This is a genomic window from Bradyrhizobium sp. UFLA05-89, assembly GCF_059803475.1.
Genome location: NZ_JBANBA010000005.1, coordinates 76,714 through 99,426, shown reverse-complemented (window position 1 = coordinate 99,426; position 22,713 = coordinate 76,714). Strand labels below are relative to the sequence as shown.

Annotated in this window: 25 protein-coding genes; 13 read left to right on the top strand and 12 right to left on the bottom strand. The window is 63.4% G+C overall.

All coding sequences use genetic code 11. The features are described from left to right. Positions 1-47 precede the first annotated feature (47 nt). The 3 genes from SO139_RS04550 to SO139_RS04540 all read left to right on the top strand — a co-directional run bounded on the left by SO139_RS04550 (position 48) and on the right by SO139_RS04540 (position 2,484). A complete protein-coding gene (locus SO139_RS04550; protein WP_449377187.1) occupies positions 48-1,424 on the top strand; it encodes a sensor histidine kinase in 1,377 nt (458 codons plus the stop codon). Between the two features lie 7 nt (positions 1,425-1,431). After that, a complete protein-coding gene (locus SO139_RS04545; RefSeq protein WP_498539720.1) occupies positions 1,432-2,085 on the top strand; it encodes a response regulator in 654 nt (217 codons plus the stop codon). Between the two features lie 93 nt (positions 2,086-2,178). Further along, entirely contained in the window at positions 2,179-2,484 is a 306-nt protein-coding gene (locus tag SO139_RS04540) for a hypothetical protein (RefSeq protein WP_498539719.1), read from the top strand. 47 nt (positions 2,485-2,531) lie between these two features. On the opposite strand, the gene SO139_RS04535 is transcribed toward SO139_RS04540, so the two are convergent. Next, complete coding sequence (locus SO139_RS04535; protein ID WP_449377184.1) at positions 2,532-3,116, bottom strand: TetR/AcrR family transcriptional regulator; 585 nt, start codon at positions 3,114-3,116, stop codon at positions 2,532-2,534. 520 nt (positions 3,117-3,636) lie between these two features. Between SO139_RS04535 and purB the strand changes: the two genes are divergently transcribed. Continuing rightward, positions 3,637-4,944 carry an adenylosuccinate lyase gene (gene purB, locus SO139_RS04530; protein ID WP_498539718.1) on the top strand — a complete coding sequence of 436 codons (1,308 nt, stop codon included), beginning with the start codon at positions 3,637-3,639 and terminating at the stop codon, positions 4,942-4,944. A 171-nt stretch (positions 4,945-5,115) separates the two neighbouring features. Then, complete coding sequence (locus SO139_RS04525; protein WP_498539717.1) at positions 5,116-6,288, top strand: M20 aminoacylase family protein; 1,173 nt, start codon at positions 5,116-5,118, stop codon at positions 6,286-6,288. A gap of 14 nt (positions 6,289-6,302) precedes the next feature. Here SO139_RS04525 and SO139_RS04520 read toward each other — a convergent pair whose 3' ends face one another. Beyond that, on the bottom strand, positions 6,303-6,800 hold the full coding sequence (locus tag SO139_RS04520) for a YcxB family protein (RefSeq protein WP_449377181.1): 498 nt from the start codon (positions 6,798-6,800) through the stop codon (positions 6,303-6,305). Between the two features lie 175 nt (positions 6,801-6,975). Continuing rightward, positions 6,976-8,883, bottom strand: coding sequence for an acyl-CoA synthetase (locus SO139_RS04515; RefSeq protein ID WP_498539716.1), 1,908 nt, complete (start codon positions 8,881-8,883; stop codon positions 6,976-6,978). Positions 8,884-9,232: 349 nt separating this feature from the next. On the opposite strand from SO139_RS04515, the gene SO139_RS04510 reads away from it, so the two are divergent. Continuing rightward, entirely contained in the window at positions 9,233-9,391 is a 159-nt protein-coding gene (locus SO139_RS04510) for a SecDF P1 head subdomain-containing protein (RefSeq protein ID WP_449377179.1), read from the top strand. Between the two features lie 16 nt (positions 9,392-9,407). Here the strand turns inward: SO139_RS04510 and SO139_RS04505 are convergent, their stop codons facing one another. From SO139_RS04505 to SO139_RS04480, 6 genes are all read right to left on the bottom strand, one after another. Then, a complete protein-coding gene (locus tag SO139_RS04505; RefSeq protein ID WP_498539715.1) occupies positions 9,408-9,707 on the bottom strand; it encodes a hypothetical protein in 300 nt (99 codons plus the stop codon). A gap of 17 nt (positions 9,708-9,724) precedes the next feature. Continuing rightward, the gene (locus tag SO139_RS04500; RefSeq protein ID WP_498539714.1) at positions 9,725-10,084 is read right to left on the bottom strand and encodes a curlin; all 360 of its coding nucleotides are present in this window, start codon (positions 10,082-10,084) and stop codon (positions 9,725-9,727) included. Positions 10,085-10,216: 132 nt separating this feature from the next. Continuing rightward, positions 10,217-10,627, bottom strand: a complete 411-nt coding sequence (locus tag SO139_RS04495; protein ID WP_498539713.1) for a curlin — start codon at positions 10,625-10,627, stop codon at positions 10,217-10,219. 45 nt (positions 10,628-10,672) lie between these two features. Next, on the bottom strand, positions 10,673-11,065 hold the full coding sequence (locus SO139_RS04490) for a curlin (protein WP_449377175.1): 393 nt from the start codon (positions 11,063-11,065) through the stop codon (positions 10,673-10,675). 123 nt (positions 11,066-11,188) lie between these two features. Next, positions 11,189-11,572: a curlin subunit CsgB gene (locus SO139_RS04485; protein ID WP_449377174.1), complete on the bottom strand. Its 384-nt coding sequence runs from the start codon at positions 11,570-11,572 to the stop codon at positions 11,189-11,191. Positions 11,573-11,682: 110 nt separating this feature from the next. Continuing rightward, positions 11,683-12,384 (bottom strand): response regulator transcription factor, encoded by a 702-nt coding sequence (locus tag SO139_RS04480; protein WP_498539712.1) that lies wholly within the window; start codon positions 12,382-12,384, stop codon positions 11,683-11,685. A 659-nt stretch (positions 12,385-13,043) separates the two neighbouring features. Between SO139_RS04480 and SO139_RS04475 the strand changes: the two genes are divergently transcribed. From SO139_RS04475 to SO139_RS04460, 4 genes are read left to right on the top strand one after another with little or no spacing between them, the layout of a single operon-like run. Further along, positions 13,044-14,474: an efflux RND transporter periplasmic adaptor subunit gene (locus tag SO139_RS04475; RefSeq protein ID WP_498539711.1), complete on the top strand. Its 1,431-nt coding sequence runs from the start codon at positions 13,044-13,046 to the stop codon at positions 14,472-14,474. Beyond that, positions 14,471-15,193 (top strand): ABC transporter ATP-binding protein, encoded by a 723-nt coding sequence (locus tag SO139_RS04470; RefSeq protein ID WP_498539710.1) that lies wholly within the window; start codon positions 14,471-14,473, stop codon positions 15,191-15,193. The genes SO139_RS04475 and SO139_RS04470 overlap by 4 nt, the downstream gene beginning before the upstream one ends. Beyond that, a complete protein-coding gene (locus tag SO139_RS04465; protein ID WP_449377170.1) occupies positions 15,190-16,413 on the top strand; it encodes an ABC transporter permease in 1,224 nt (407 codons plus the stop codon). The genes SO139_RS04470 and SO139_RS04465 overlap by 4 nt, the downstream gene beginning before the upstream one ends. A gap of 51 nt (positions 16,414-16,464) precedes the next feature. Beyond that, positions 16,465-16,770 (top strand): response regulator transcription factor, encoded by a 306-nt coding sequence (locus tag SO139_RS04460; RefSeq protein WP_449377169.1) that lies wholly within the window; start codon positions 16,465-16,467, stop codon positions 16,768-16,770. Between the two features lie 65 nt (positions 16,771-16,835). Here SO139_RS04460 and atzD read toward each other — a convergent pair whose 3' ends face one another. The 3 genes from atzD to SO139_RS04445 form a co-directional block, all read right to left on the bottom strand. Beyond that, positions 16,836-17,957, bottom strand: a complete 1,122-nt coding sequence (gene atzD / locus SO139_RS04455; RefSeq protein WP_498539709.1) for a cyanuric acid amidohydrolase — start codon at positions 17,955-17,957, stop codon at positions 16,836-16,838. 203 nt (positions 17,958-18,160) lie between these two features. Beyond that, positions 18,161-18,274, bottom strand: a complete 114-nt coding sequence (locus tag SO139_RS04450; protein WP_449377248.1) for a DUF2934 domain-containing protein — start codon at positions 18,272-18,274, stop codon at positions 18,161-18,163. 36 nt (positions 18,275-18,310) lie between these two features. Further along, positions 18,311-18,526, bottom strand: a complete 216-nt coding sequence (locus SO139_RS04445) for a hypothetical protein (RefSeq protein ID WP_474798546.1) — start codon at positions 18,524-18,526, stop codon at positions 18,311-18,313. A 225-nt stretch (positions 18,527-18,751) separates the two neighbouring features. Between SO139_RS04445 and SO139_RS04440 the strand changes: the two genes are divergently transcribed. From SO139_RS04440 to SO139_RS04430, 3 genes are all read left to right on the top strand, one after another. Continuing rightward, positions 18,752-19,558 carry a Crp/Fnr family transcriptional regulator gene (locus tag SO139_RS04440; protein ID WP_449377166.1) on the top strand — a complete coding sequence of 269 codons (807 nt, stop codon included), beginning with the start codon at positions 18,752-18,754 and terminating at the stop codon, positions 19,556-19,558. 326 nt (positions 19,559-19,884) lie between these two features. Then, positions 19,885-21,672 carry an adenylate/guanylate cyclase domain-containing protein gene (locus SO139_RS04435; protein WP_474798548.1) on the top strand — a complete coding sequence of 596 codons (1,788 nt, stop codon included), beginning with the start codon at positions 19,885-19,887 and terminating at the stop codon, positions 21,670-21,672. 23 nt (positions 21,673-21,695) lie between these two features. Next, entirely contained in the window at positions 21,696-22,682 is a 987-nt protein-coding gene (locus tag SO139_RS04430) for a phosphatase PAP2 family protein (protein ID WP_498539708.1), read from the top strand. Positions 22,683-22,713: the final 31 nt, after the last annotated feature.

The window sequence follows — 22,713 nt, the reverse complement described above, 5'->3', positions numbered from 1 at the left end:
GCGACGGCGTTGTTATCGTGACCCTACCAAACGTTGGGGGTGATCGCATGCGCCTCGTGCTTCAGCTCGTCGCCCGTTTGCTTGTCATCGTTGCGCTGTGCCTGACCGCCGCGACGGTCTGGGCGACTTTTGATGCCTATCGCAGCGTCGATCGCGCCACTGCCGCCTCCGCCCAGCGCGTTGCGCAAGCGCTGGAGGCGCTGTACTGGCGCGAGTTCTTGCTGCGCAGCAACAGGATGCGCGAGCATCTCGTACCGGTTCCGGACTGGCGCACGCTCGAGACGATGAAGCTGATTGCGCCGGGCGTCTGCGTGCAGTTCCAGCCCGCGGCCGCATTCGAGAAGCCGCTGTGCGGCCAGAGCCAGGGGATCGGCCGGACCCCGCCGCGCTGGTTCGCATCCCTGGTCCCGACCCTCCTCGGCAGTCATGCCGAGGTGGTGCGGCCGGTGAGCCCGCGCGCGGCCGCTGCCGGTACGGTCGTGGCGACGCCTGATCAGGCTGCGGCAATCTCACTCGCCTGGGAGTACATTCTCAACGTGATCGATGTCGCGCTCTTGATGTCGGCAGCGATTGCGCTGCTGGCCTCGCTCGCGATCGCACATACGCTTGCACCAGCCCGCTCGATCGTGACCGCCTTGCAAAGGATGGCGCGCGGGCAGTACCGCACGTCGCTGCCGCGCTTCCGCTCCATGGAGCTTGCGATGATCGGCAAGGCCGTCGGCGAGCTGGGCGGGCGGCTCGAGGAAGCGACCGAGCAACGCGCGACGCTGACCCGGCGCCTGCTCGAGATCCGCGACGACGAGCGGCGCGCGCTCGCCCGCGAGCTGCATGACGAGTTCGGGCAAAATCTCTCCGCCATCCTCGCCTTCGCCAGCACCATTGAGACTGGGACGGCGAGCGCGAAGGAGACGAATGCAAGCGGCATCGCGCAGGATGCACGCATGATCTCGCAGGCTACGCATCGCATCATGGCATCGCTCCGCGACACTCTGAAACGGCTGCGCAATCCGTTACCGGAGGAGCTGGGGCTCGAGGCGAGCCTCGTCAATCTCGTCGATAGCTGGCGCTCGCAGATCGCAATACAGCCGACGATCCAGCTCGACCTCAAGGGCAACCTTGCGGACGTCAGCGGCACGGCGGCAACCACCGCCTACCGCGTCGCCCAGGAATGCCTGACCAATGCGCTGCGCCACAGCGCGGCGCGTGAGATCAACCTGCGGATCGAGCGGCGCGCCGGCGACGACGACGCGCTGCTGATCCGCGTCGAGGATGACGGGGGCGGCGATGCAGATCGGGTGTCACAGTCGGCCGGCTTCGGGCTGACCGGCATCCGCGAGCGCGTCGCGGCCGCCGGCGGTTCGCTGTCGATCGCGCGCGCCAATCGCGGGCTGAGCGTGGCGGCGACCATTCCGCTGGCCGCATGAGGCTGACATGACGGAGGTGGCGGCAAAGGGTATCTCGGTGCTGCTGGTCGACGATCATCCGATCGTCCGGCAAGGCTATCGCCGCGTCCTGGAAAGCCAGGGCGATCTGCATGTCGTCGCCGAAGCCGACAATGCCGCGGACGCATACGGCGCCTTCAAGACGCATGATCCCGACGTCATCGTGCTCGACATTTCAATGCCCGGCGCGAGCGGCCTTGAAGCCATCCGCAACATCCGCGCGCGCAATCCCCGCGCGCGCATTCTCGTTTTCACCATGCACAACGAAGCCGTGCTGGTGAAAGCTGCCTTTGGCGCCGGCGCATGCGGTTTCGTCACCAAGAGCAGCGAGCCCGCCGCAGTCGTTGCAGCCGTCCGCGCGGTTGCCCGCGGCGAGCGCGCCATGAGCGACGACATCGCCCATGTTCTGGCCGAGGAGAGCCTGTCACCGACTGGCTCGGCGCTCGATCAGCTGGGCGAGCGCGAAATCGAGATTTTGCGTCAGCTCGTCAGCGGCGCTACCACCGAGCAGATCGCGGCGCATCTCAATCTCAGTGTGAAGACCGTGCAGAACTACCATTATCTGATCAAGACCAAGACGGGCGCGCGTACGGATGCGCAGCTCGTGCGGCTTGCGGCGAATTGCGGGCTGATGCGGATCTAGCAGCAATGCTGACGCATGGAGATCGTTGAGCGTCGCTCCAGCGGAACTGAGAGCCCTCAGCTCCGGTTAGTAATGCAGTGGAGGAGTAACGCCATGAGTAAGGCTAATCATAAGAGAAGCGCCCATCCCCCGATCATCACCGTAGGCGAACTTATCGACGAGCTCTGCCGCCTGCCGGATACGGCTGCGGTCGGCTTTCGCTGCCCCATGCTCGAACAAGAGCTTACCTTCTACCGCCTTCGAAAGCGGTCAAGGGACGTCGTCGAAATCGAGATCAATCCGTATCCGGAGAGCCCGCCGGTTGTGCCGTCGGCCGACGCCGCCATCCACCCGCGGAAAAAGGCCCCTCATCCGCTTTTGCTTCGCGACGGCCCGCTCGCCCACAAGGCCAGAGGGTGAGAAGCCACGGCTCTTGTACGTCAGAATGAGAGGGTGAAGGGGCGTCCTTACGCCTTCAACCCGCGCAGCAACAGGGTCAGCGTCGCATCGACGCGGGCTGGCAGATCGGCGTCCTTCCACTCGTCGGCGTGGGCGGGATGGTGATAGCGGCTGGTCGCATCGAAGATTGCGCGCGCGGTGACATTGGTGTCGGCAACGTCGAACAGGCCTTGCTTCACGCCGTCGGACAGGATCGCCGACATCTGCTCGACCAGGCCGTCCTTGTGGCATTTCACCGCCGCGCAGGCTTCACGCGCGAGCGTCAGATAGGTCTGGAACATCTCGGGATCGTCGCACACGCGCTCGCGCTTGGCGGCGAACAACGTCCGCAGCCAGGCCTCGAGCCGCGCCGGCGCGGGCCCCGTATCCTGCGCGATCTTGCGCAGCGGCGCATCCATGCGCTCGAGCCAGCGCTTGGCGACGGCCTCGCGCAGCGAGGCCTTGCTCGGAAAATGGCGATAGACGCTGCCATGGCTCACATCGAGCGCGCGGGCAACGTCGACCACGGTGGCCTTGGCAAGCCCATAGCGCCTGAGCACGTCCTCTGTGACTTCGAGAATGCGCTCCGGCGTCAAGACAACGGCTTCGTTCATGCCAGCACCATGTTCCCGTGAGAGGGGCCATTCACCCGGCGATCAGGCCGCATTCCGAAGCGGCCGTGCCGGTCGTTCGGAAAGCTCTTGCCTTAATGCGGCAGTTTTGCAGCCTGCGCCGCGATCTGGCGCGCCACCAGCACATTGAGCCAGTGCCCAATCTGCCCGGCGATATTGATGATTTCGGTCGTCATTGTCGTAAGTCTCCACTTCGTCCGCGACCCACCCTCTTGGTTACGGCCCATGGGTCCGTTTGTTTCGGACCCGGGCCCCGGGGCGGAGCCGCGGGACGCCCAATCGGAGCGTCCGAACACCGATATACATGTCTCGCTGACAGATTTCAATATCTGTCATTCAGTTTTTCGTGATTGACAGATCCACGAAAACGCCGGGCAAATCCCCCCTTTGAGGAGCCGAGCCGTTTGTTTCGCTCCCCCCGCTCTGCTAAATCGCGGCGTAAAAGACATTTTGGCCGGAGTCCGCGCCCGCGGGCGCGCCCCGCCCCACCTGGAGTCTAGCGATGATCCCCCGTTACACCCGCCCGGAAATGGCCTCGATCTGGGAGCCGCAGACGCGGTTCAAGATCTGGTTCGAGATCGAGGCGCATGCGGCGGATGCGCTCGCCGAGCTCGGCACGATCCCGAAGCAGGCCGCCAAGACGGTCTGGGACAAGGCTCGCAACGCCACCTTCGACGTCGCCCGCATCGACGAGATCGAGCGCGAAACCAAGCACGACGTCATCGCCTTCCTCACCCACCTCGCCGAGATCGTCGGCCCCGAAGCGCGGTTCGTGCACCAGGGGATGACCTCCTCCGACGTGCTCGACACCTGCCTCAACGTCCAGCTCACCCGCGCCGCCGATCTCCTGCTCGCCGATCTCGACAAGGTGCTGGCCGCGTTGAAAAAGCGCGCCTTCGAGCACAAGATGACGCCGACCATCGGCCGCTCCCACGGCATCCATGCCGAGCCAGTGACGTTCGGCCTCAAGCTCGCCTTCGCCTATGCCGAGTTCTCGCGCGCCAAGGAACGCCTGATCGCGGCGCGAAAGGAAGTCGCGACCTGCGCCATCTCGGGCGCCGTCGGCACCTTCGCCCAGATCGATCCGCGCGTCGAAGAGCACGTTGCGAAGGCCATAGGGCTGACGCCGGAGCCGATCTCGACGCAAGTGATCCCGCGCGATCGCCACGCGATGTATTTTGCGACCCTTGGCGTGATCGCCTCCTCCGTGGAGCGTCTCGCGGTGGAAATCCGCCACCTTCAGCGCACCGAAGTGCTGGAAGCCGAGGAGTTCTTCTCGGAAGGCCAGAAGGGTTCCTCCGCGATGCCGCACAAGCGCAACCCGGTGCTGTCGGAAAACCTCACCGGTCTGTCGCGCATGGTGCGCGCCTATGTGACGCCGGCGCTGGAAAACGTCGTGCTCTGGCACGAGCGCGACATCTCGCACTCCTCCGCCGAGCGCATGATGGGCCCTGATGCGACGGTCACGCTCGACTTCGCGCTGGTGCGCCTGGCCGGCCTGGTCGACAAGCTCCTTGTCTATCCCGCCAACATGCAGAAGAACCTCGACCGCCTCGGCGGCCTCGTGCATTCGCAGCGCGTGCTGCTGGCACTGACGCAGAAGGGCGCGAGCCGCGAGGATGCCTACAAGCTCGTGCAGCGCAATGCCATGCCGGTCTGGCGCGGCGAAGGCGACTTTTTGCAGCTGCTAAAGAAGGACGCCGAGGTGAAGAAATATCTCAGTGACGCCGAGATCGAGGAGCAGTTCGACCTCGGCTATCACCTCAAGCACGTCGACACGATCTTCAGGCGCGTGTTCGGGGAGAGCTGAACTCTCCCGTCATTCCGGGGCACGCCACCGGGTCCGGGCAAAGCCCGGCCCGATGACAGGCTCCGCGTGAACCCGGAATCTCGCGCCACAATCTCCAGATTCCGGGTTCGATGCTTCGCATCGCCCCGCAATGACGATATCCTCGGCAACCTAACGAGAAACGGAGCCCCCATGCCCGTCATCAACCGCGTCGCCGCACTCTCCGACGAAATGGCCGCCTGGCGCCATGACTTCCATGAGAACCCGGAGCTGCTCTACGAGGTGCACCGCACCGCCGGCATCGTTGCCGACAAGCTGCGCGCGTTTGGCTGCGACGAGGTGGTGACCGGCATCGGCCGCACCGGCGTGGTCGGCGTGATCCGTGGCCGCAAGAGCGGATCGGGAAGGACGATCGGCCTGCGCGCCGACATGGACGCGCTGCCGATCATGGAAACGTCGGGTGTGCCTTATGCCTCGAAAGTCCCCGGCAAAATGCACGCCTGCGGCCATGACGGGCACACTGCGATGCTGCTGGGTGCGGCAAAGTATCTCGCCGAGACGCGCAATTTCGACGGCACCGCGGTTGTGATCTTCCAGCCCGCGGAAGAAGGTGGCGGCGGCGGCAAGGCGATGGTCGACGATGGCCTGATGACCCGCTGGAGCATCCAGGAGGTCTACGGCATGCACAACATGCCGGGCCTGCCCGAGGGCCATTTCGCAACGACGCCGGGCGCGATGCTCGCCTCCTCCGACAACATCCAGATCACCGTTCACGGCAAGGGCGGCCATGCCGGTGCCGGCCCGCACAAGTCGATCGACAGCGTCCTGATCGGATCGCAGATCGTCAACGCGCTGCAATCGATCGTCGCGCGCAACGTCGACCCGCTGAAATCCGCCGTCGTCTCGATCACGCAATTTCACGCCGGCACGGCGTTCAACATCATCCCGGAGGTCGCCGAGCTCAGCGGCACCGTGCGCACGCTCGATCCCGAAGTGCGCGATCTCGTCGAGCGCCGCATCGGCGAGGTCGCCGACAGCGTGGCGCGCGCCTATGGCGGATCGGCCGAGACAAAATACTCCCGCATGTATCCGGTGACGATGAACCACGCGCGCGAAGCCGGCGTTGCCGCCGAGGTCGCCCGCGAGATTGCCGGTGCCGATCGCGTCAACGAGAAATTCATTCCGATGATGGGCGCCGAGGACTTCTCCTTCATGCTGGAAGCGCGCCCCGGCGCGATGATCCTCGTCGGCATGGGCGACGGCAACGAGTGCCACCATCCTGCTTACGTCTTCAACGACAACATTCTCGGCCACGGCGCGTCCTATTGGGTGCGCCTGATCGAGAAGACGATGCCCGCGGGCTAAACCGCTCCAGCCCGTCACGCAGCTCCGGCCCGCTTGCCGGCAAACTCGACGAAGCTGCGCTCTTCGTCGTCGGAGTGGAAGGCGATGCGGGGGATGAAGACCCCCGCGGCGCGGTCCATCCAGAGAACGATGATGTTTCTGGCGACGCTCACGCCTTCGATCGCCGGCCAGTCCACGCTGAGCACGGTGCCGTTGCCGGCGTCGACGAAGCCCTGCTCGGTTACGGTGATCTCGCGATTGCCGAGAACCCAGCCGGCGTCCTTGACGTGGTGGCGAAGTCCCAGCCGCGACAGCATGCCGATGACCACGAGTGTGCTCAGGATGCCGAACAGCACGGAGGTCGTGTCGACCGATCCCGGCCACAGCGCCGAGGCGGCGATGCCAAGCAGCATCGGCAAGGCGCCGGCCGCAAGGAGCGCGAGTCGCATCCACTTTCCATAAACGCGCCCCTGCGCAAGACGCACGAATTCGGTCCAGTGCGTCAGATCGCGATGGTATTTCAGCGGCGACATCCGTTGATCCCTGAAAGAAACCGTTGCCCGCAAGGCGGGGTGCCAGGACACCATTGCCCGACAAAGGTTTCGTCGCCCGATCTCTTCCCAAGGTTCGGATAGTCGCGTCGATTGTGGAGCTCGTAAGCCCCCGGGACCTCAGCTCATTGAGGCGGCCTTCCTGGCGAGATGAAGCCTACGCGTGCACCACCTCATGCCGTATCACGAACGGGTCAAGCAGCTTGTGGACCTCGCCTGCAACCTCTTCGCGCCTGGCTTCCGGCACATTCGCAATCGTCACCGTCGCAATCGAGCCGTGGCTGCCATGCGCGCCGACCTTCACCCTGCAATCGATGCCCGTCTCCGTGAGCGGGGTGAGCACCTTGGCAAACACGCGCTGGGCCGCGTCCCAGCGCAGTTGCGGCTTGAACACCTTGCCGACGCCGGTGACGGGCATCGGATCGATCGCAATGATCTGCACGGGCACGGCGGCGCGCTCGGGCGTGCGCTCGCGTACCCAGCTCTCCAGCTCGCCCGGCTCGACCTTGACACCGGGCTTCAACTGCACGTAACCGACGGGGAGCTCGCCGGCATAGGCGTCGGGCTGGCCGACCACGGCGGCAAAGCCGACGGCCGGATGCTGGAACATGATCTCCTCGATCGGCGCGGGATCGATGTTGTGGCCGCCGCGGATCACGAGGTCCTTGGCGCGGCCGGTAATCCAGAGATGTCCGTCCGCATCAAGCCGGCCGAGATCGCCGGAATTGACCCAGACCTCGTCGACGAACGCGCCCGTGTTGTGGGCATCATTGAGATAGCCGCCGAACACGCCGGGCCCGGCCATGATCACCACACCGATCTCGTCCACGACGCAGTCGCGCTCGAGCCGTCCCTCGGCGTCGAGCTTGACGATGCGCACGCGAGCGTAAGGCATCGGCAGGCCGACCGAGCCGAGGCGGATGGGGCGGTCCGGATAGGCCATGGTGTGCACGCTCGAGGTCTCGGTCATGCCGTAGACCTCGACCACCGGGAGCTTCAGCTTGTCCTGGATCGCGGAGCCGACCGCGACCGGAATCGCCGAGCCGCCGCCGGCGGCAAATTTCAGGCTCGAAATGTCGGCACCATCAGGCGGCACGCCGAGCGTCGCCGCAAGCACGGTCGGCACGCTCGACAGCGCCTCCGGCTTGAAGCGTTCGACGAGTTGCCAGATGTTCTTCACCGCATTGGGATTGCGCCAGCCGGACGGCGATAGCACCACGAGGCAGCCGCCGCCCGCAAGCGTCGTCAGCACCTGCGTCAGCGATCCCCCGACGTGAAACAGCGGCATGCCGAACAGCAGATTGCCACCCGGCTTCGACTTCAGGAGCAGGTTGAGCCCCCAGGCCTGATAAACCTGGTTAGTGTGGGTGTGGCGCACGAGCTTTGGCGTGCCGGTGGTGCCGCCGGTATGGAAATAGGCGGCGATGTCGCTGCCGGAAATCTCGCGGCCGCTGACGAGCCGGTCCGCTGGCTGCTGCTTGATAAGATCGTTGAAGGCGAAGATGCCGTTCGCGGGATCGCCGCCGCCGCCGACCTGCACGATCGCCTTGAGGCGCTTCAAGGACGGGCGGATCTGCTCGACCTTGTGCCAGATGTCGTTGCCGGGCATCGGTCCGAGCGCGACCAGGATCGTGGTGTTGGCGGCCTCCAGGATCTCCGCGATCTGATGCGGCTCCAGCAGCGGATTGACGGGATTGGCAATGCCGGTGGCCTCCGCGCCGAACAGCGTCACGAAAGCGTCAGGCAGGAGCGGCAGCATGAAGCTGATGACATCGTCTTTGCCCGCGCCCAGCGCGTGAAACATGTTGGCGGCTTGCGTGACGCGCGCGACGAAATCCCGGTGCGAGATGACCAGCGGCGTATCGGCGGGATCGGCATTGGACAGGAACTGGATCGCCGGCGCATCGGGATTCCGGGCCGCCCCGAGCCTGATCGCATCATAGGTGCTTTCGGCCGCGATGCGCTCCGCGTAAGGCACCCGCTCGAGGGCACGGACCTGCTCGTCCGTGGCCAATTCCGGATAGTCCCCGCCGATGATCCGATCGAGCGCGTGAATGCCCGCCATTCCGTCCGTCCTCCCTCATGTCTGGTGCCCGCCTGCCTTGTTTGAGTTTGCTTTCAGGCGGGGCTCGATCCGCCCGCGCGGATCAAGAGCTGACAGAATGATCGATGATTTGGCCGCCGTCCATGCCCTCCGAACGGCCAGCGCCACCGCCAGTTGTCCGATCCGCTGGCCCCTAGAGAGATGCATCTGACCGGTTTTGTTGGGCGGTCGGCATCAATGGGATGGCGGCCTGCGCCTCGGGGCTAGGGGTGATTTGGCGATTGAACCCCCTCAACCGACAGGGGGACCAAGGGACTGGGGTCGTGACTGAGATTTGGTGGCAGGCACCGTCTGCCGGAAGAGAGGACGCATGAGCATCGAAGGCGACGCCCTCGGCGACGCCGCACTGGGCTACGATTCCAGGACTCACGACCCGATCGTGAACGTCCGCTTCAACGCCCGAGGCCAGCGGCGCTTCGCCCATGTCACCGAGGAGAATGTCGGCAAGCCATTTGCCATCATGCTCTAAAGCGACGCCTCGATCTTCATTGCCCGGAGAGACTTCGCAACCATTCACGCAGATTGGGCGGAAGGTCCGCCGGATTCGTGCTCTGGGTCACGACCGTGGTGTTTCCGCCGCTCTTGCGATAGACAGTCGTGCGCCCGGGCTCTTTCTCGACCCGCACTTCGGCCTGCGCGGGATCTCCGCTTTGGGTGATCACCGTCCGGCCGTTGGCGTCGTCCACGATCGTCGTATGACCGTCCCCGTCGTTGCCTGCCGACGCCGGCCCCGTTCCGCCCGACACCATCATCACCACTCCTACTGCAAACAGAACGAGCTTCATGCGCGTGCCTCTTGCGATCACCGCCCGAATTGGAAGATGGCGGCCCAGTTGAAGCGACCGACCTGACTGACGGCGCCGGTGTTCATGTCGCCAACCTGCACGAGCAGCGTATTGGTGACATTGCCCATCTGCATGACGTTCGCCGTGTTGCTCGCGCCAAATTGACCGATCGCGGCGCTCGTCGTTGCGCCGGCCTGCATGACGTTAGCATAGTTGGTCGCACCGGTTTGGATAATCGTTGCACCGACCTGACTCGCACCGCCCAGTTCGATCACCCGCACGAAGTTGAGCTTGCTGCTGTTTTCCTCGACCACCACCGGCGTCTGATCATTGCCGAACCCGAAGACCGTCTCGATGCTGATCTTGTCGTTGGACACACCGGTCTTGATCGTGCCGGCGGACGCTGCGCTACTCGCCGCGACTGTGGCGGCGACCGCGGTCGCCGCCCAAATGTGACTTCGCCATCTCATAAGATCTTTCTCCCGACACGTCCGAACGAGGCTCGGATCTCACGGACTGGTTTGGGTGACGCTCGAGGTGTTGATTCCACCGAACTGGGCAACGACACCAGAATTCATGTTGCCCAGTTGCGAGATCGCGCTGCTGGCAGACTGACCTGACTGTCCGACGAAGGCCAGGTTGTTCGCACCGGCCTGACCGACCGACGCGGAGTTCGTTCCGCCAAATTGCAGGATGCCCGTAGCGTTGTTGGTTCCGTTCTGAGTGACGGTCGCGCTAGTCGTGCCACCAACCATGAATATGCCGGCCAAGTTGGTCTGGCTGCTCTGGTTCAAGACGACAGGCGGCCCGTTGACCGAGACGATCGTCTTGATATCGGCGCTTTGCGCCCTTGCCGGGCCGTTCACTGCGCAACAGGAGACGAGAGCTGCCATCGCAGCGACCAGAAGATGCTTGTTCATCACATGCCTCCACATTTGTGGCCGAGATCTCGGCACGACCTCTCATCACGGAGCTGCCTGCAGGACGGTGGAGCCGTTCAGGATTCCGAGTTGGCCTACGACGGCCGTGTTGTTCAAGCCGATCTGACCGATCAGGCTCGTGTTGGAGCCGCCGAACTGACCGACTGCGGCATTGTTGGTCGCGGTGGGCGTCGTGCCGCCCTGTCCAATCGTCGCCGAATTGACCGAGGTCAGTGATCCCAGCTGTACGCTCGTCGCCTGGTTGTTCGCACCGAATTGCAGCGTGGTCGCGGTATTGTTCACCGGGCCGGTCTGCGTTGTCGACGAGACATTCGTCGTTCCGAACTGCAACACGCTGGCCGTGTTGTCGGCTTTGGCTTCGACAGAGGTCAACGCACCGAGCATGACGACCGTCGCGACTAGATAGTTGATCCGCATGTGACTCCTCCGTCAGTATCAACTGATCGATCCGCTGTTTCATCAACGAGCTGATCGCAATAACTTCGAGCAAGACCTGGGCGCGCCCGCGCTGTGGCGCGCCCAGGGAGGTACGGGGCTGGCTTAGTGCTGCACGATGGTGCTGAGGTTGACGCCGCCAGAGAGCTGCCCAACGGCGGCGAAGTTGTGACCGCCGGAGAACTGGAAGATGCCGCTGGTGTTATTGTGGGTGGCAACTTGTCCGGTGACGGCTGCGTTGGCGGCGCCGATCTGGAGCACGCCGCTGGAGTTGTTGAGCGACCCACCCGGCGTGGCCGTGCCCTGCATGGTGCTCGCACCATTCAGGATGCCGATCTGAACGGTCGTCGAGCTGTCGTTCACGTGACCCTGCTGGTCCACAGAGGAGCCGTTCACGAGACCGACCTGCGCGGTGATCGCGGTATTGTCGGCGCGGGCGCCGGCGGTGAGGGCGAGCAGTGCGGCGGAAGCGAGAATCAACTTGCGCATGGAGTATCCCTTTCGTGCCAAGGTTAGCGGTGAGCGATGTCGTATGCAAAACTCTGCGACATCATGCGGGATACTGTGAACCGTCGATGCGGGGCTTGATAGACTGAGGTTCATGCTAGTCCGGACGGACTAGATGCGACGCGTGCGACTTCCACTCCATTCAATACGACGGTGCCTCGGCGTGCCGTCGCAACGTTCGGCCTGATGCTGTCGACGAGCCTCACCACCTCGATGGGTGAGCGCAGCTGCAGCTTCCGCATCATGCGCGCGCGGTGCACCTTCACCGTCACCTCGCTGACATTCAGCCTGCCCGCGATCTGCTTGGCGACCAGCCCCTCCGCCATCAGCAGCAATATGTCGCGCTCGCGCACCGTCAGCTCCTCGAAGCGCCGTCGGGCCTCGCGCACGACGAGGTCGTGCTCCAGCCGCCTGCGATCGCGCTCGACGCCGAGCCGCACCGCGTCGAGAAACTCCTGCTCACGAAACGGTTTGGGCAGGAATTCCACCGCGCCGCGCTTCATCGCTTCCACAGAGACTCGGACATCAGGATGGCCGCTGATGAATACGATCGGAACCAGGACTCCGGAGTCGGCCAGCGTTCGCTGCAGATCGAGCCCGGTCGGCGAGGTGCCGGGAAAGCGAACGTCGAGCACCAGGCACGACGGACCATCGGAGAGCTGCTCCGCCAGGAATTCGTCGGTCGAGCCGAACAGCTTCACATCAAGTCCGGCATCATGGCAGAGATCTCCAAGCAAGATCCTTATTTGCTCATCGTCGTCGATCACATAAATCGTTGCAGGACTCGTTGCCATGACTCAAAGTCTCCTCGTCCAATAACTTTTGTCGTGAGAACCGATCAGCGCCGGGTTCCCTCGCAGGCAATCAGCAAATCATCCTAGTGCAGCGGCGTGACATTGCTGTGGGCCAGTTCACACTTCCCGCGCTCCTTCCCTTCGATGCGACAGATCGATGACAACGCGCCGCATCTGCAGGCGCCGAAACGTGCGTCGCATTCGACGGCGATTATTGTTTTCGATTTTACGTGAGATCACAGCATCGTCGCTGACACGACGCAGCGCTGCTGATGCGGAAGGCCGAGCTTCCGTGCGACGAATGTGCTGAAGCCGCTGCCGTGTCGCACATGTACCCATGGTGGGTTCTCGTACACGAGCAGAAATCAGTGCGCCCTACCGGCGCAAGCCCCAACCACACTATAGCACATCTTGCAATTAGTGATTGAAAAAGATCGATTCCGAGGTCGTGTCGAATCCCGAAGTATATCCATCATCTCAAAAGTGGCGGATCGGCGCCTCACAACTTGACGTTTGTTTCATGGAGCACACACGTCCAGGGACCTAGAACCGACGACATATTGCTGGACCGTCAAGCGAGAGCGCGGGAATTGCTACCTGTGCGTGAGGGTGCGAATTGTGCCTGACGGTCTTCTTTTTAATGAGGCCGGGGTTTCAATATGCGTTTTGTGCCAATCCTCGCTGTGTTGGGTGGCGCCTCCGCGGTTGCGGCGGCTTTTGCCATCGATCCCGCCGACCTGCGCTCTTCCGCCGGCTGGATCGCAAACGAAGCCGGACGCGCCTATCACTCAACGACGCGGTCCATCCTGCCCACCATACGCGAAACGCCGACCTTCGGCTCCGACGCGCCGATGTTCCGCTACGCCTCGATCCAGCGCGGCAGCATCGAGCAGACGATCACCGTGACCGGCGCGCTTCAACCGGTGAAGACGATCGAGGTGGGCTCGCAACTGTCGGGGCAGATCTCAAAGGTCTACGTCGACTTCAACGACAATGTGCGGAAGGATCAGCCGCTGGCACAGATCGACCCGCGGAGCTTTGCGGCCAAGGTCGACGAGGCCAAGGCGGCGATCGAGATGGCGCGCGCCAATATCGAGCTGGAGCAGGCCAAGCTCGACCGCGGCAAGATCGACCTGGAGAACGCCAAGGGCACGAGGGCGGTCCTGGCGGCCAAGCTCGACAGCGCGCAGGCCGTCAAGGCCTCAGCACAGCGGACACTCCAGCGCAAATTGGCGTTGCAGTCGCAGAACGTGGTGGCGACCACGACGGTCGAGGATGCGCAGACCGATTTCACCGCGCGCCTCGCACAAGAGCGCGAGGCGGAGGTCCTCGTGACGCTGAACGCCTACGCCGTCGAAGGCGCTACCGCCGACGTGCGCCGGATCGAGGCCGAGCTCCAGCAGGCGAGGACGGCGGTGCCGGAGAAGGAGGCCATCCTCCGCGCTGCCGAGGCCGATCTCGACCGCACCATCATCCGCTCTCCGATCGACGGCGTGGTCGTCGGCCGGTTCATCAACGAGGGCCAGACGCTCGCGGTCGGCCTCGAGGCGCGAACCGCCTTTCTGGTCGCGCACCGGCTCGAGGACATGGAGATCCACGCCCAGGTCGATGAGGCGGATATCGGACGCATCGCCGCCGGCCAACGGGCGCACTTCACGGTCGATTCCTATCCCGACCGGCGCTTCGAAGCGATCGTGCGGCAGGTCCGCAAGGCGCCGCAGACGCAGCAGCACGTAGTCACCTATACCGTCGTGCTGTCGACCTCCAACCTCGACGGCGCGCTGCTTCCCGGCATGACCGCGCTCGTCAAGATCGTGGTCGACCGCCAGGACGACGTCCTGAAGATACCGGTCGCCGCGCTTCGCTTCCAGCCGGGCGGCACGCAGCCATCCACTTCCCAAAGCCGGGACGGCGTATGGTTGCGCACGCCATCGGGCTCGCTCAAGCGCATCTCGGTCACGGTCGGCACCGACGGTGCCGAGCAGGTCGCGCTCAAGAGTGGCGACCTGACGGAAGGCAGCCAGGTCGCGGTCGGTCAGGCGATCCGGCCCGCGGGGATGGAACTGCTTGGAATAAGGTTCGGATCATGACCGCTCACCCCGCACTCGTAAGCCTCAGATCGGTCTGCCGCACCTACCGGACCGACGGCATCGCAGTGACCGCGGTGCGCGACGTCAGCTTCGATATAAGGCGCGGCGAAAGTCTTGCCATCATGGGCCCGTCCGGGTCCGGCAAATCGACCCTGATGAACATGATCGGATTGCTCGATCGTCCGAGCGAGGGCGCGATCCTCCTGGAGGGCGGCGACGTCGCCGATCTGCCTGATGACCGCAGGTCCGAGCTGCGCGCGCACTCCATCGGCTTCGTGTTCCAATCCTACAATCTGCTCGCGCGGCACAATGCGGTTGAGAACGTAGCGCTGCCGCTCGTCTATGGCGGCATCCGCCACAAGCAGCGGATGCTGCGCGCCGAAGAGTGCCTCGAGGCGGTCGGCATGCTGCACCGGGCGCGGCATTTTCCGCGACAACTGTCCGGCGGTGAGCAACAGCGCGTAGCAATCGCGCGGGCGCTCGTCGCCTCACCGGCGATCGTACTCGCGGACGAACCGACCGGCGCGCTGGACAGCCGGACCGGCGCCGAGATTCTGGCGCTGTTCGACGCACTCCATGACGGCGGCCAGACCATCGTGGTGATCACCCACGACTCCAGCGTGGCCGCGCGCTGTGAACGAACCATTCGCCTGCATGACGGCGAGGTTGTCGCGGATGAGGTGCGTGATCCAATGCCGAGCAAGGTCTGGGCATCATGACAGCATATCAGGCCCTTCAGACCGCCCTTCACGCGCTGCGCCTGAACCCGCTGCGCAGCATCCTGACCATTCTTGGTATCGTGATCGGCGTGGCCTCGATCGTCACCGTCTTCGCCATTGGCAAGGGCGCGCAGCTTCGCGTCGAGGAGCAGATCCGTTCGATCGGCTCCAACGTGCTGATGATCATGCCGGGCGCTATTCAACAGGGCGCCGTTCGCATGAAGGCCGGCACCAAGCTGACGATGACCGAAGGCGACGTGCAGGCGATCCTCGATCAGATTCCGGAGATCCAGACCGCGGCCGGTTCGGTTGCAGGCACCGCGCAGGTCATCCGGGAAGCCAAGAACTGGAACACCACGATCAACGGCACCACCACTTCGCACTTCATGGTGCGCGACTGGCAATTGTCATCCGGTCGATACTTCTCCGCGGCCGAGGAAGCGAACGCCGCGAAGGTCGTCATTCTCGGCAGTGCCGCCGCCAAAGAGCTGTTCGCGCCGGGCGACGATCCGATCGGCGCTCAAGTCCGAATCATGCAGGTCCCGCTCGAAGTCATCGGCGTGCTCGATCCCAAGGGGCCGTCGCAGGACGATGTCGCCTTCGTGCCATTGACCACCGCCAAGCTGCGCTTTCTCGGCAGCGCGAGCGGTATCAACCGGGACGCCATCGCCTATATCCTCGTCAAGGTCGCCTCCGATACCCAGATGGCGGGCGCGACCAGCGAGATCGAAGGCCTGCTGCGGCAACGGCACAGGATTCCCGCAGGCCAGGCCGACGATTTCAAGGTGCAGGATCCCGCGGCCGCAATGGAGGCGCAACAAGGTGCCATCCGCACCGTGGCGCTGCTGCTGTTCGCGATCGCCTCGGTCTCGCTCCTCGTCGGCGGCATCAGTATCATGAACGTCATGATCGTTTCCGTCACCGAACGCACCCGCGAGATCGGAATTCGTCGCGCGCTCGGCGGCCGGATGCGCGATATTCGTTTGCAATTTCTTTGTGAAGCCCTCGTTCTTTGTCTTCTTGGCGGCGCCATCGGCGTCGTCGGCGGCGTCACGCTGTCGATGACGGTGGCGCGAATAGCCGGCTGGGTCACTGCGATCGACATGCAGTCGATCGGCCTCGCCGTTGGATTTTCAGCCGTGACCGGTGTGATCTTCGGGTTCTATCCCGCCCACATGGCTTCCAAGCTCAGTCCGATCGAAGCGCTCAAGGTGGAGTGAGAAAAATGCCGGGATGGTCACATCAACCTTCATGCCAGGGAGGAATTGGTCATGAATACAAGCGTACCGATCACACCTACACCGCGTGAGCGCGAGCTCATGATGCTGATTGCTCGCGGCATGCAGAACAAGAACATCGCCTACGAGCTCAAGATCTCCGAAAATACGGTTCGCGCGCATATCGGCAACATCATGCGCAAATACCGCCTTCAGAACCGGACCCAGATTGCCATCATCTTCGCGCTTCACGCGGCTTCGCCATCACTGCGCAGCGACCTCGTGAGTGGCTCCGGTCCGACGCTCAATTCGGCTGCCGTGTCGATCCACCTTCGCAGCGTGAACAGCGCCGCGAAGTGAACGAGCTACCTTGGCCGCCGTCCGGCCGAACACCGACCAGCACGGGGATACTCCCTCCGCCCCGCTCAATCGGAATCGTCAGCGACCCGCACGATGGCGGCAACAGGGCCGCCGCCCGGAGGCCCCTGATGCTCGGCCCCGCCGGAGACGTAGACGGCGCCGCTTCCTGCAAGACCGCCGATCAGGCCGCCAACTGCGGCGCGGGCATGCCGTGTCGCGCTGATGTCGGTATCTTCCAGCATCGTGTGGCGAAAGCCGCGGACGCTGCCGTTCGGCGAGGCCTCCGCCTTGGCGAAGATATTGACGAGCTCGCGGCCCGTATCCGTCGTCGATCCCGCCTTTAGCCCCACGCTTGCGAGCGCCCCGATCACGGCAGCGGCATCGATGGCGTCACGCATGACGGCATGGCCGATCTCGAACGGGCTTGCCGAAGACGCGGAGTTGCCGAGCACGATGACGACGTTGTGCATCAATTCGATCCCCGCCGAGGTCGAGGCCACCGACGAAAACAGCTCGAACCGCCGTAGCACGTCCTCGTCGCGGATCCCGTCCTCGATCTCGCCCAGCGCCACCGCGACGCCAAGCGCGGAGGCGCCGCGCGAATAAGCCATCGAGCTGTAGGCACTTGTCGTCACGGTTGTGCTGCCGCGCGCGGAGGCCGCCTCGACGCGCTCGCTGGTCAGCAGCGGGCATTTGATCTGGACGAAATGCACGTCTCTCGGCTCCGTGATACCCGCATCCGCCATGGCTGACACCACCGCTTTGGCCGTTTCCCCGATCTGCGGGTTGCGGCCGAGCTCCTCGGGGAGGAAATCGCGGGTCTGTGCCATGCCGATGCTGAGCCGCTTTCCGGCAAGAGCAGCCGGCCTCGGCGCGATGCTTTGGCGCGTGAAGACGGTGATGTGCGGGCTCAGCACGCCTTCGGTGCCGCCGGACATCACGAAGGCGATGCGCTGCTCGACCTGATGAGGCTCCAGCCCAACATGCGGCGCCAGCGCTGTGCAGAGCGCCGCCACGGCATATTCGCGCGTAAAGTCGTTGACGCCGCCATTGCCCTCGGTCTTGCCCAGGATCGCGAGGATCGCCTTCGGATCGATCTCGCCCTGCCCGATCATTTCCAAAAGGCCTGCAACGTCGCCCGGCCCTTTGGTGGCAATGCGAACGACGCCGACCGATGTTGTGCGCATGCCATCCCCCTCGCGGTGCGGCGATGCAGCAGCCAGCCGCGCAACGAGCATAATGGTCGGGACGGGGATTTCCAGACTGCAAAATTTGCTGTCGCATTCGCCAGGCCGTCATCCAACCGCTGCACAGAATTGCAGCACACGGCGCTGACGACTACTCCAGTCGTAAGACGGCCGCGCAGGCAAGTTGGCAGGCCTCGGTCCGGTCATTTCCTCCGGACCATCGTCGGCCTCGCGCGCTCAGTGCGATGCCAGAACTGGCCGGCGCGGCCCTCCGGCCGCCCGGCTTCTTCCCAGAGATGGTGGTCACGTGCGCGAATCTGCGCGTCGGTCGGGCATCACGAGCTTCCCGGCGGTCAACCGGTCCCCGTGATCTGCCGCTCCAGGCGCCGCGCCGCGCGAAACTCATCCAGATGATGGATATTGGGCGCGAACGCCGCCTCCCTGGACAGGAGATGATAGACGCGCGCGACGGTTCGCTGCTTGCGCTTTGCCGGTCCCGCCGGCAAGGCACGCGCCTTGCGGGTGGCCGCAATCGCGTGCTCACGAAAATAGTCGCAAGAATCGGACATGACGGCTCACCGGACATTGCTTTCGGTGCTAACGGCCTCGAATGGGGTCCGTTCCTCCCCTCCCCGTCAGACCGACTTTTCGGGTCCGACGAGGGGACGATTGCCGAAACCGGCGCGCGGGCTAGAATTGGCCGCTTGCATCGAATCCGCCGGTCACCTTACTCAAACGATCGATTTCGATTGTCCGTATCCTAAAAGCACCGTCGGCTTGAGGCGTGAGGAAATATGATGGCGTCCAGCGCAGATATCTCGTCGATTTTGAACCGCATTCTCGATACGGCCGCGGACAATCTCAGGGTCGCGAAGATCCTGATGCAAATGGGCCTCGATCCCAATAACATCACCTACGACGCCCTGTTCAACCGCCTGCTGGAAATCTTCCTGGCCAACATCACGTTGGCCAATCTGTTCGCCGTCGTCGGCGCGGTCTTCTTCGTCGCGACGCTTCTGATGCAGACCATGGTGCCGCTGCGGGTCGCCAACATGATCGGCTGCGCGTTGTTCGCTATCTACGGCTTGCTGTCGGGCAATACCTCGACCTTTCTGCTGTATCTTCTCTTGGTCCCGATCAACGGCGTTCGCCTCCGCCAGATGCTCAAGCTCGTGAAGAAGGCGCGCCACGCGACGCAGGGCGACATGTCGATGGAATGGCTGAAGCCTTTCATGACCGAGCGCAAATACCGCCATGGCGACACCCTCTTCAAGATCCACGACCCCGCCAACGAGATGTTCCTGACGGTGACCGGAAAGTTTCTGGTCAAGGAGATCAACATCGAGATCCCGCCTGGCCGCCTCATGGGTGAGCTCGGCTTCCTGACGCCGAACAACCAGCGCACCGGAACGGTGGAGTGCATCGAGGACGGCCAGGTGCTGACCATCACCTATGAACGACTGCTCGAGATCTACTTCCAGGACCCGCAATTCGGCTATTACTTCCTGGTCCTCGCCAGCCAGCGCCTGCTCGAAAACATCTCGCGCTTGCAGGAACAGCTCAAGGCGGAGCGAGCGACGACCACGAACCGGATCGCGTGACTCAGGTGAGCGGCGGCAAGGCCGCCGCACCCTACGATTCGCACCTGACGGCACCGGTCCCGATTTGAACCGGTTCGTCTATTGTCTGGCCCGAATAGACGATTGTGGCACGACGCTGCCGGCGCCGATCAAGATGCCAATGACATGGGTAGTGTCATGATGCCTCCTGCGCTCCCTCCGCGGGCAAGCGATTGAACGAGCGGCACGGCCGGCACAGGTCAACCGAGCCGTGCATGCCCACAGCATTTCCCTTCCAACCGCTTTTTGCTACAGTCCTTGAGCCTCGCTACGCGATCGGGGCCTGTATGAAAGTTGTTGCGCCTGTGATGATCAGAGTCGACAACACGTTCAATGAAGACGGCTCGGACAAGGGCCGGCCAAAGAGACGTATCGCTGCCACGGTCTTCATCGACGTTGTCGGCTATTCCCGCCTCATGGGAAGGGACGAGGCCGGTACCCATCGACGATGGATGTCGATGCGAGCCGACGTCATCGAGCCTCGCGTTGCAGAGCATGGTGGGGAGGTCATCAAGAGCACCGGTGACGGCTTGCTTCTTGAATTTGGAAGTCCGGTCAACGCGGTCGGCTTTGCGCTCGACACGCAACGCGATCTGGCCGCAACGTCACTTGACCCCACCGAAGATCTGCAGTTGCGCATGTCCGCAAATTTCGGGGATATCATCGCCGAAAGCGATGACATTTACGGCGACGGGGTCAACATCGCGGCCCGCCTCCAAGAATTCGCCGCCCCCGGCGGCGTTGTCATTTCGGGGACCATCCATGATCAGGTCAAGGAGCAGCTGGAATACCAGGCCGCGGATCTCGGATTCCTGACTCTCAAGAACATCGAGCGGCGCATCCGCGCGTTCAAGATCGCGCATCGAGAATTGCGGGCTCCGACAGTCTCGATTTCCCATGGGCACAAGCCGTCAGTAGCGGTCCTGCCGTTGCACATGCTCGGTCTTGATGCAGAGGATGCTTATCTCGCACAGGGCATCACCCATGACATCGTTGCCTCGCTGGCGGGAATTCGCGAGCTGTTCGTCGTCTCGAGCACGTCCACGCTCGGCTTTACGGATCCGACCGCCGATCCGGCCGCCATCTGCAGCCGACTGGGCGTGAGGTATCTCGTCACGGGCACGCTCAGAAGACACGGCGAGTTGCTGCGAATGCGAGCCCAGCTCATCGATGTCGACACGCGCTCCGTACTGTGGACAAACCAATATGAGTCGTCGATCACCCAGTTGTTCGACGTGCAGGAGACGATTGCGACGGGCATCGCCTACGCTCTGCTTCCGCACATTCATATCTCGGAGCTTAAGCGTGCCGAGCGCAAGGCACCGCAGAGTATGAACGCCTACGACCTTGTTCTCCAGGGCATGTATCGTTTGTATCGTCTCGGTCACGACGAAATGCTTGCGGCACGAATGCTGTTCGAGAAGGCCCTGGAGCATGATCCGGAATATGCGACCGCCTACGCCCTGATGGCCAAGTGGTACATCCTGCACATTGGCGAAGGGCATACCACGGATTTCAAGGCCGATTCCCGCGAGGCCTTGCGCCTCGCGTCACGCGCGCTCGAGTTCGAACCGTCGGACCCGTTGGCACTTGCGATATTCGGGCACGTCCATTCCTTTCTGTTCGGCTCCTACGATCGCGCTCTCGATGCCTTCGATCGCGCCATCGGCGGAACGCCCAATTCGGCGATCGCCTGGTCGCTGAGCGCCTCGACATATTGCTATCTTGGCGATGGACCGCGTGCGGTCGCACGCGCTTCCTACGGAATATCGCTGTCGCCGCTGGACCCGTATGCCTATTTCTATCAATCGGCGCTCACCAACGCGCATTACACCAATGAGACTTTTGACGAGGCCGTGCACTGGGGCACGAAGGTCATGGCGGCAGCCCCGCAATTTGTCGCAAATTTGCGACTTCTTGTGGCGAGCCTTGTCGCAGCGGGGTCGCTCGATCAGGCACGTGAGGTCGGCGCCAGGCTCCTCAACATCGACCCAGCGTTTTCGGTGGAGAAGTTTATTAGTTGGTACCCGATCAAGCAGCCGGAGCGGCGCGCACTGATGGCCGAGCGATTCATCAAGGCCGGATTGCCCCGCTAGCGCGCCTGACGAAGCGCGTCCTGGTGCTTGATCGCTTCCCAGCGACGGTCAACGTATTCGGCAGAACAACCCTGGAGGAGGACGACATGGGAATGGGTATGGGAATGGGCATGGGTATGGGAATGGGTATGGGGATGGGCATGGGTATGGGGATGGGCATGGCGTTCGGCGCCACGCCGCCCGAACTCGGCTTCCGACCCCTGACCCTGCAATTCGACCTTGGGCCTAACGTCGATCCGAGCTTTCCGGAAGATTTGCTGCCCAAAGAAGCCTGGCAGAACAGAGTTGGACCGTGGGACCCGGATGTCCTGTCGTTGCTCTACCTGACCGAGTTCGTCGATGCGACCAACTGGAAGTCTATCGCCCTGCCCGCGGACCTCCTCGGTTGGCAGCCGTCGAACGCGACGACTTTCGAAGCCTTCGTCAAGGCGGAAATTACCCAGCTTCAGCTGCTCATGCAGACCGACCGCGAACGCTACATGGGCGAGATCGTGGCGCAGCATGATAACGCGCCCGGTTACTGGGTGAGCCTGATGGCCGTCAACGGACATCAGCATCTCCTGACCCTGGTGGTCATGAATCTCGCGGTACGGATCGGGCAGATCGTGGCGGCCTATTACAAGAAGCGATACCTGCGCCCGAGGCCATCATACGTCTGCCCGGGCCTCTTGCCGTCGTTCGGTCCGCCCGCGCACGCCTCGTTTCCAAGCGGCCATTCGCTGCAAAGTTGGCTGTTGTCGGGGCTCCTTGCAAAGATAGCGCCCGATTATCAGTATCAGCTCGACTGGCTGGCCGCGCGGGTTGCACTCAACCGCGAGCGAGCGGGCGTGCACTATGCGAGCGACAGCGCTGCAGGCAAATATATTGCCTCCGCGTGCATCGACCTGATCGACAATCATTGCGATGACATCCAGGATCTGATCGGGAAAGCCCGTGACGAATGGAACGCTTCGATCGCGTCGGGAACGAGCGACACGCTGCCTGGTTTCCCTCCTGCTCCGGGACCATGATCGCGTATCGCGGCGAGAACGGCGAGCCTGG

Coding starts and splice junctions, on each gene's coding strand:
- SO139_RS04550 (WP_449377187.1), top strand. CDS start 48: ATGCGCCTCGTGCTTCAGCTCGTCGCCCGTTTGCTTGTCATCGTTGCG.
- SO139_RS04540 (WP_498539719.1), top strand. CDS start 2,179: ATGAGTAAGGCTAATCATAAGAGAAGCGCCCATCCCCCGATCATCACC.
- SO139_RS04525 (WP_498539717.1), top strand. CDS start 5,116: ATGCCCGTCATCAACCGCGTCGCCGCACTCTCCGACGAAATGGCCGCC.
- SO139_RS04480 (WP_498539712.1), bottom strand. CDS start 12,384: ATGGCAACGAGTCCTGCAACGATTTATGTGATCGACGACGATGAGCAA.
- SO139_RS04535 (WP_449377184.1), bottom strand. CDS start 3,116: ATGAACGAAGCCGTTGTCTTGACGCCGGAGCGCATTCTCGAAGTCACA.
- SO139_RS04505 (WP_498539715.1), bottom strand. CDS start 9,707: ATGAAGCTCGTTCTGTTTGCAGTAGGAGTGGTGATGATGGTGTCGGGC.
- atzD (WP_498539709.1), bottom strand. CDS start 17,957: ATGCGCACAACATCGGTCGGCGTCGTTCGCATTGCCACCAAAGGGCCG.
- SO139_RS04440 (WP_449377166.1), top strand. CDS start 18,752: ATGATGGCGTCCAGCGCAGATATCTCGTCGATTTTGAACCGCATTCTC.
- SO139_RS04510 (WP_449377179.1), top strand. CDS start 9,233: ATGAGCATCGAAGGCGACGCCCTCGGCGACGCCGCACTGGGCTACGAT.
- SO139_RS04545 (WP_498539720.1), top strand. CDS start 1,432: ATGACGGAGGTGGCGGCAAAGGGTATCTCGGTGCTGCTGGTCGACGAT.
- SO139_RS04465 (WP_449377170.1), top strand. CDS start 15,190: ATGACAGCATATCAGGCCCTTCAGACCGCCCTTCACGCGCTGCGCCTG.
- purB (WP_498539718.1), top strand. CDS start 3,637: ATGATCCCCCGTTACACCCGCCCGGAAATGGCCTCGATCTGGGAGCCG.
- SO139_RS04435 (WP_474798548.1), top strand. CDS start 19,885: ATGATCAGAGTCGACAACACGTTCAATGAAGACGGCTCGGACAAGGGC.
- SO139_RS04520 (WP_449377181.1), bottom strand. CDS start 6,800: ATGTCGCCGCTGAAATACCATCGCGATCTGACGCACTGGACCGAATTC.
- SO139_RS04490 (WP_449377175.1), bottom strand. CDS start 11,065: ATGCGGATCAACTATCTAGTCGCGACGGTCGTCATGCTCGGTGCGTTG.
- SO139_RS04475 (WP_498539711.1), top strand. CDS start 13,044: ATGCGTTTTGTGCCAATCCTCGCTGTGTTGGGTGGCGCCTCCGCGGTT.
- SO139_RS04470 (WP_498539710.1), top strand. CDS start 14,471: ATGACCGCTCACCCCGCACTCGTAAGCCTCAGATCGGTCTGCCGCACC.
- SO139_RS04445 (WP_474798546.1), bottom strand. CDS start 18,526: ATGTCCGATTCTTGCGACTATTTTCGTGAGCACGCGATTGCGGCCACC.
- SO139_RS04495 (WP_498539713.1), bottom strand. CDS start 10,627: ATGAACAAGCATCTTCTGGTCGCTGCGATGGCAGCTCTCGTCTCCTGT.
- SO139_RS04515 (WP_498539716.1), bottom strand. CDS start 8,883: ATGGCGGGCATTCACGCGCTCGATCGGATCATCGGCGGGGACTATCCG.
- SO139_RS04485 (WP_449377174.1), bottom strand. CDS start 11,572: ATGCGCAAGTTGATTCTCGCTTCCGCCGCACTGCTCGCCCTCACCGCC.
- SO139_RS04460 (WP_449377169.1), top strand. CDS start 16,465: ATGAATACAAGCGTACCGATCACACCTACACCGCGTGAGCGCGAGCTC.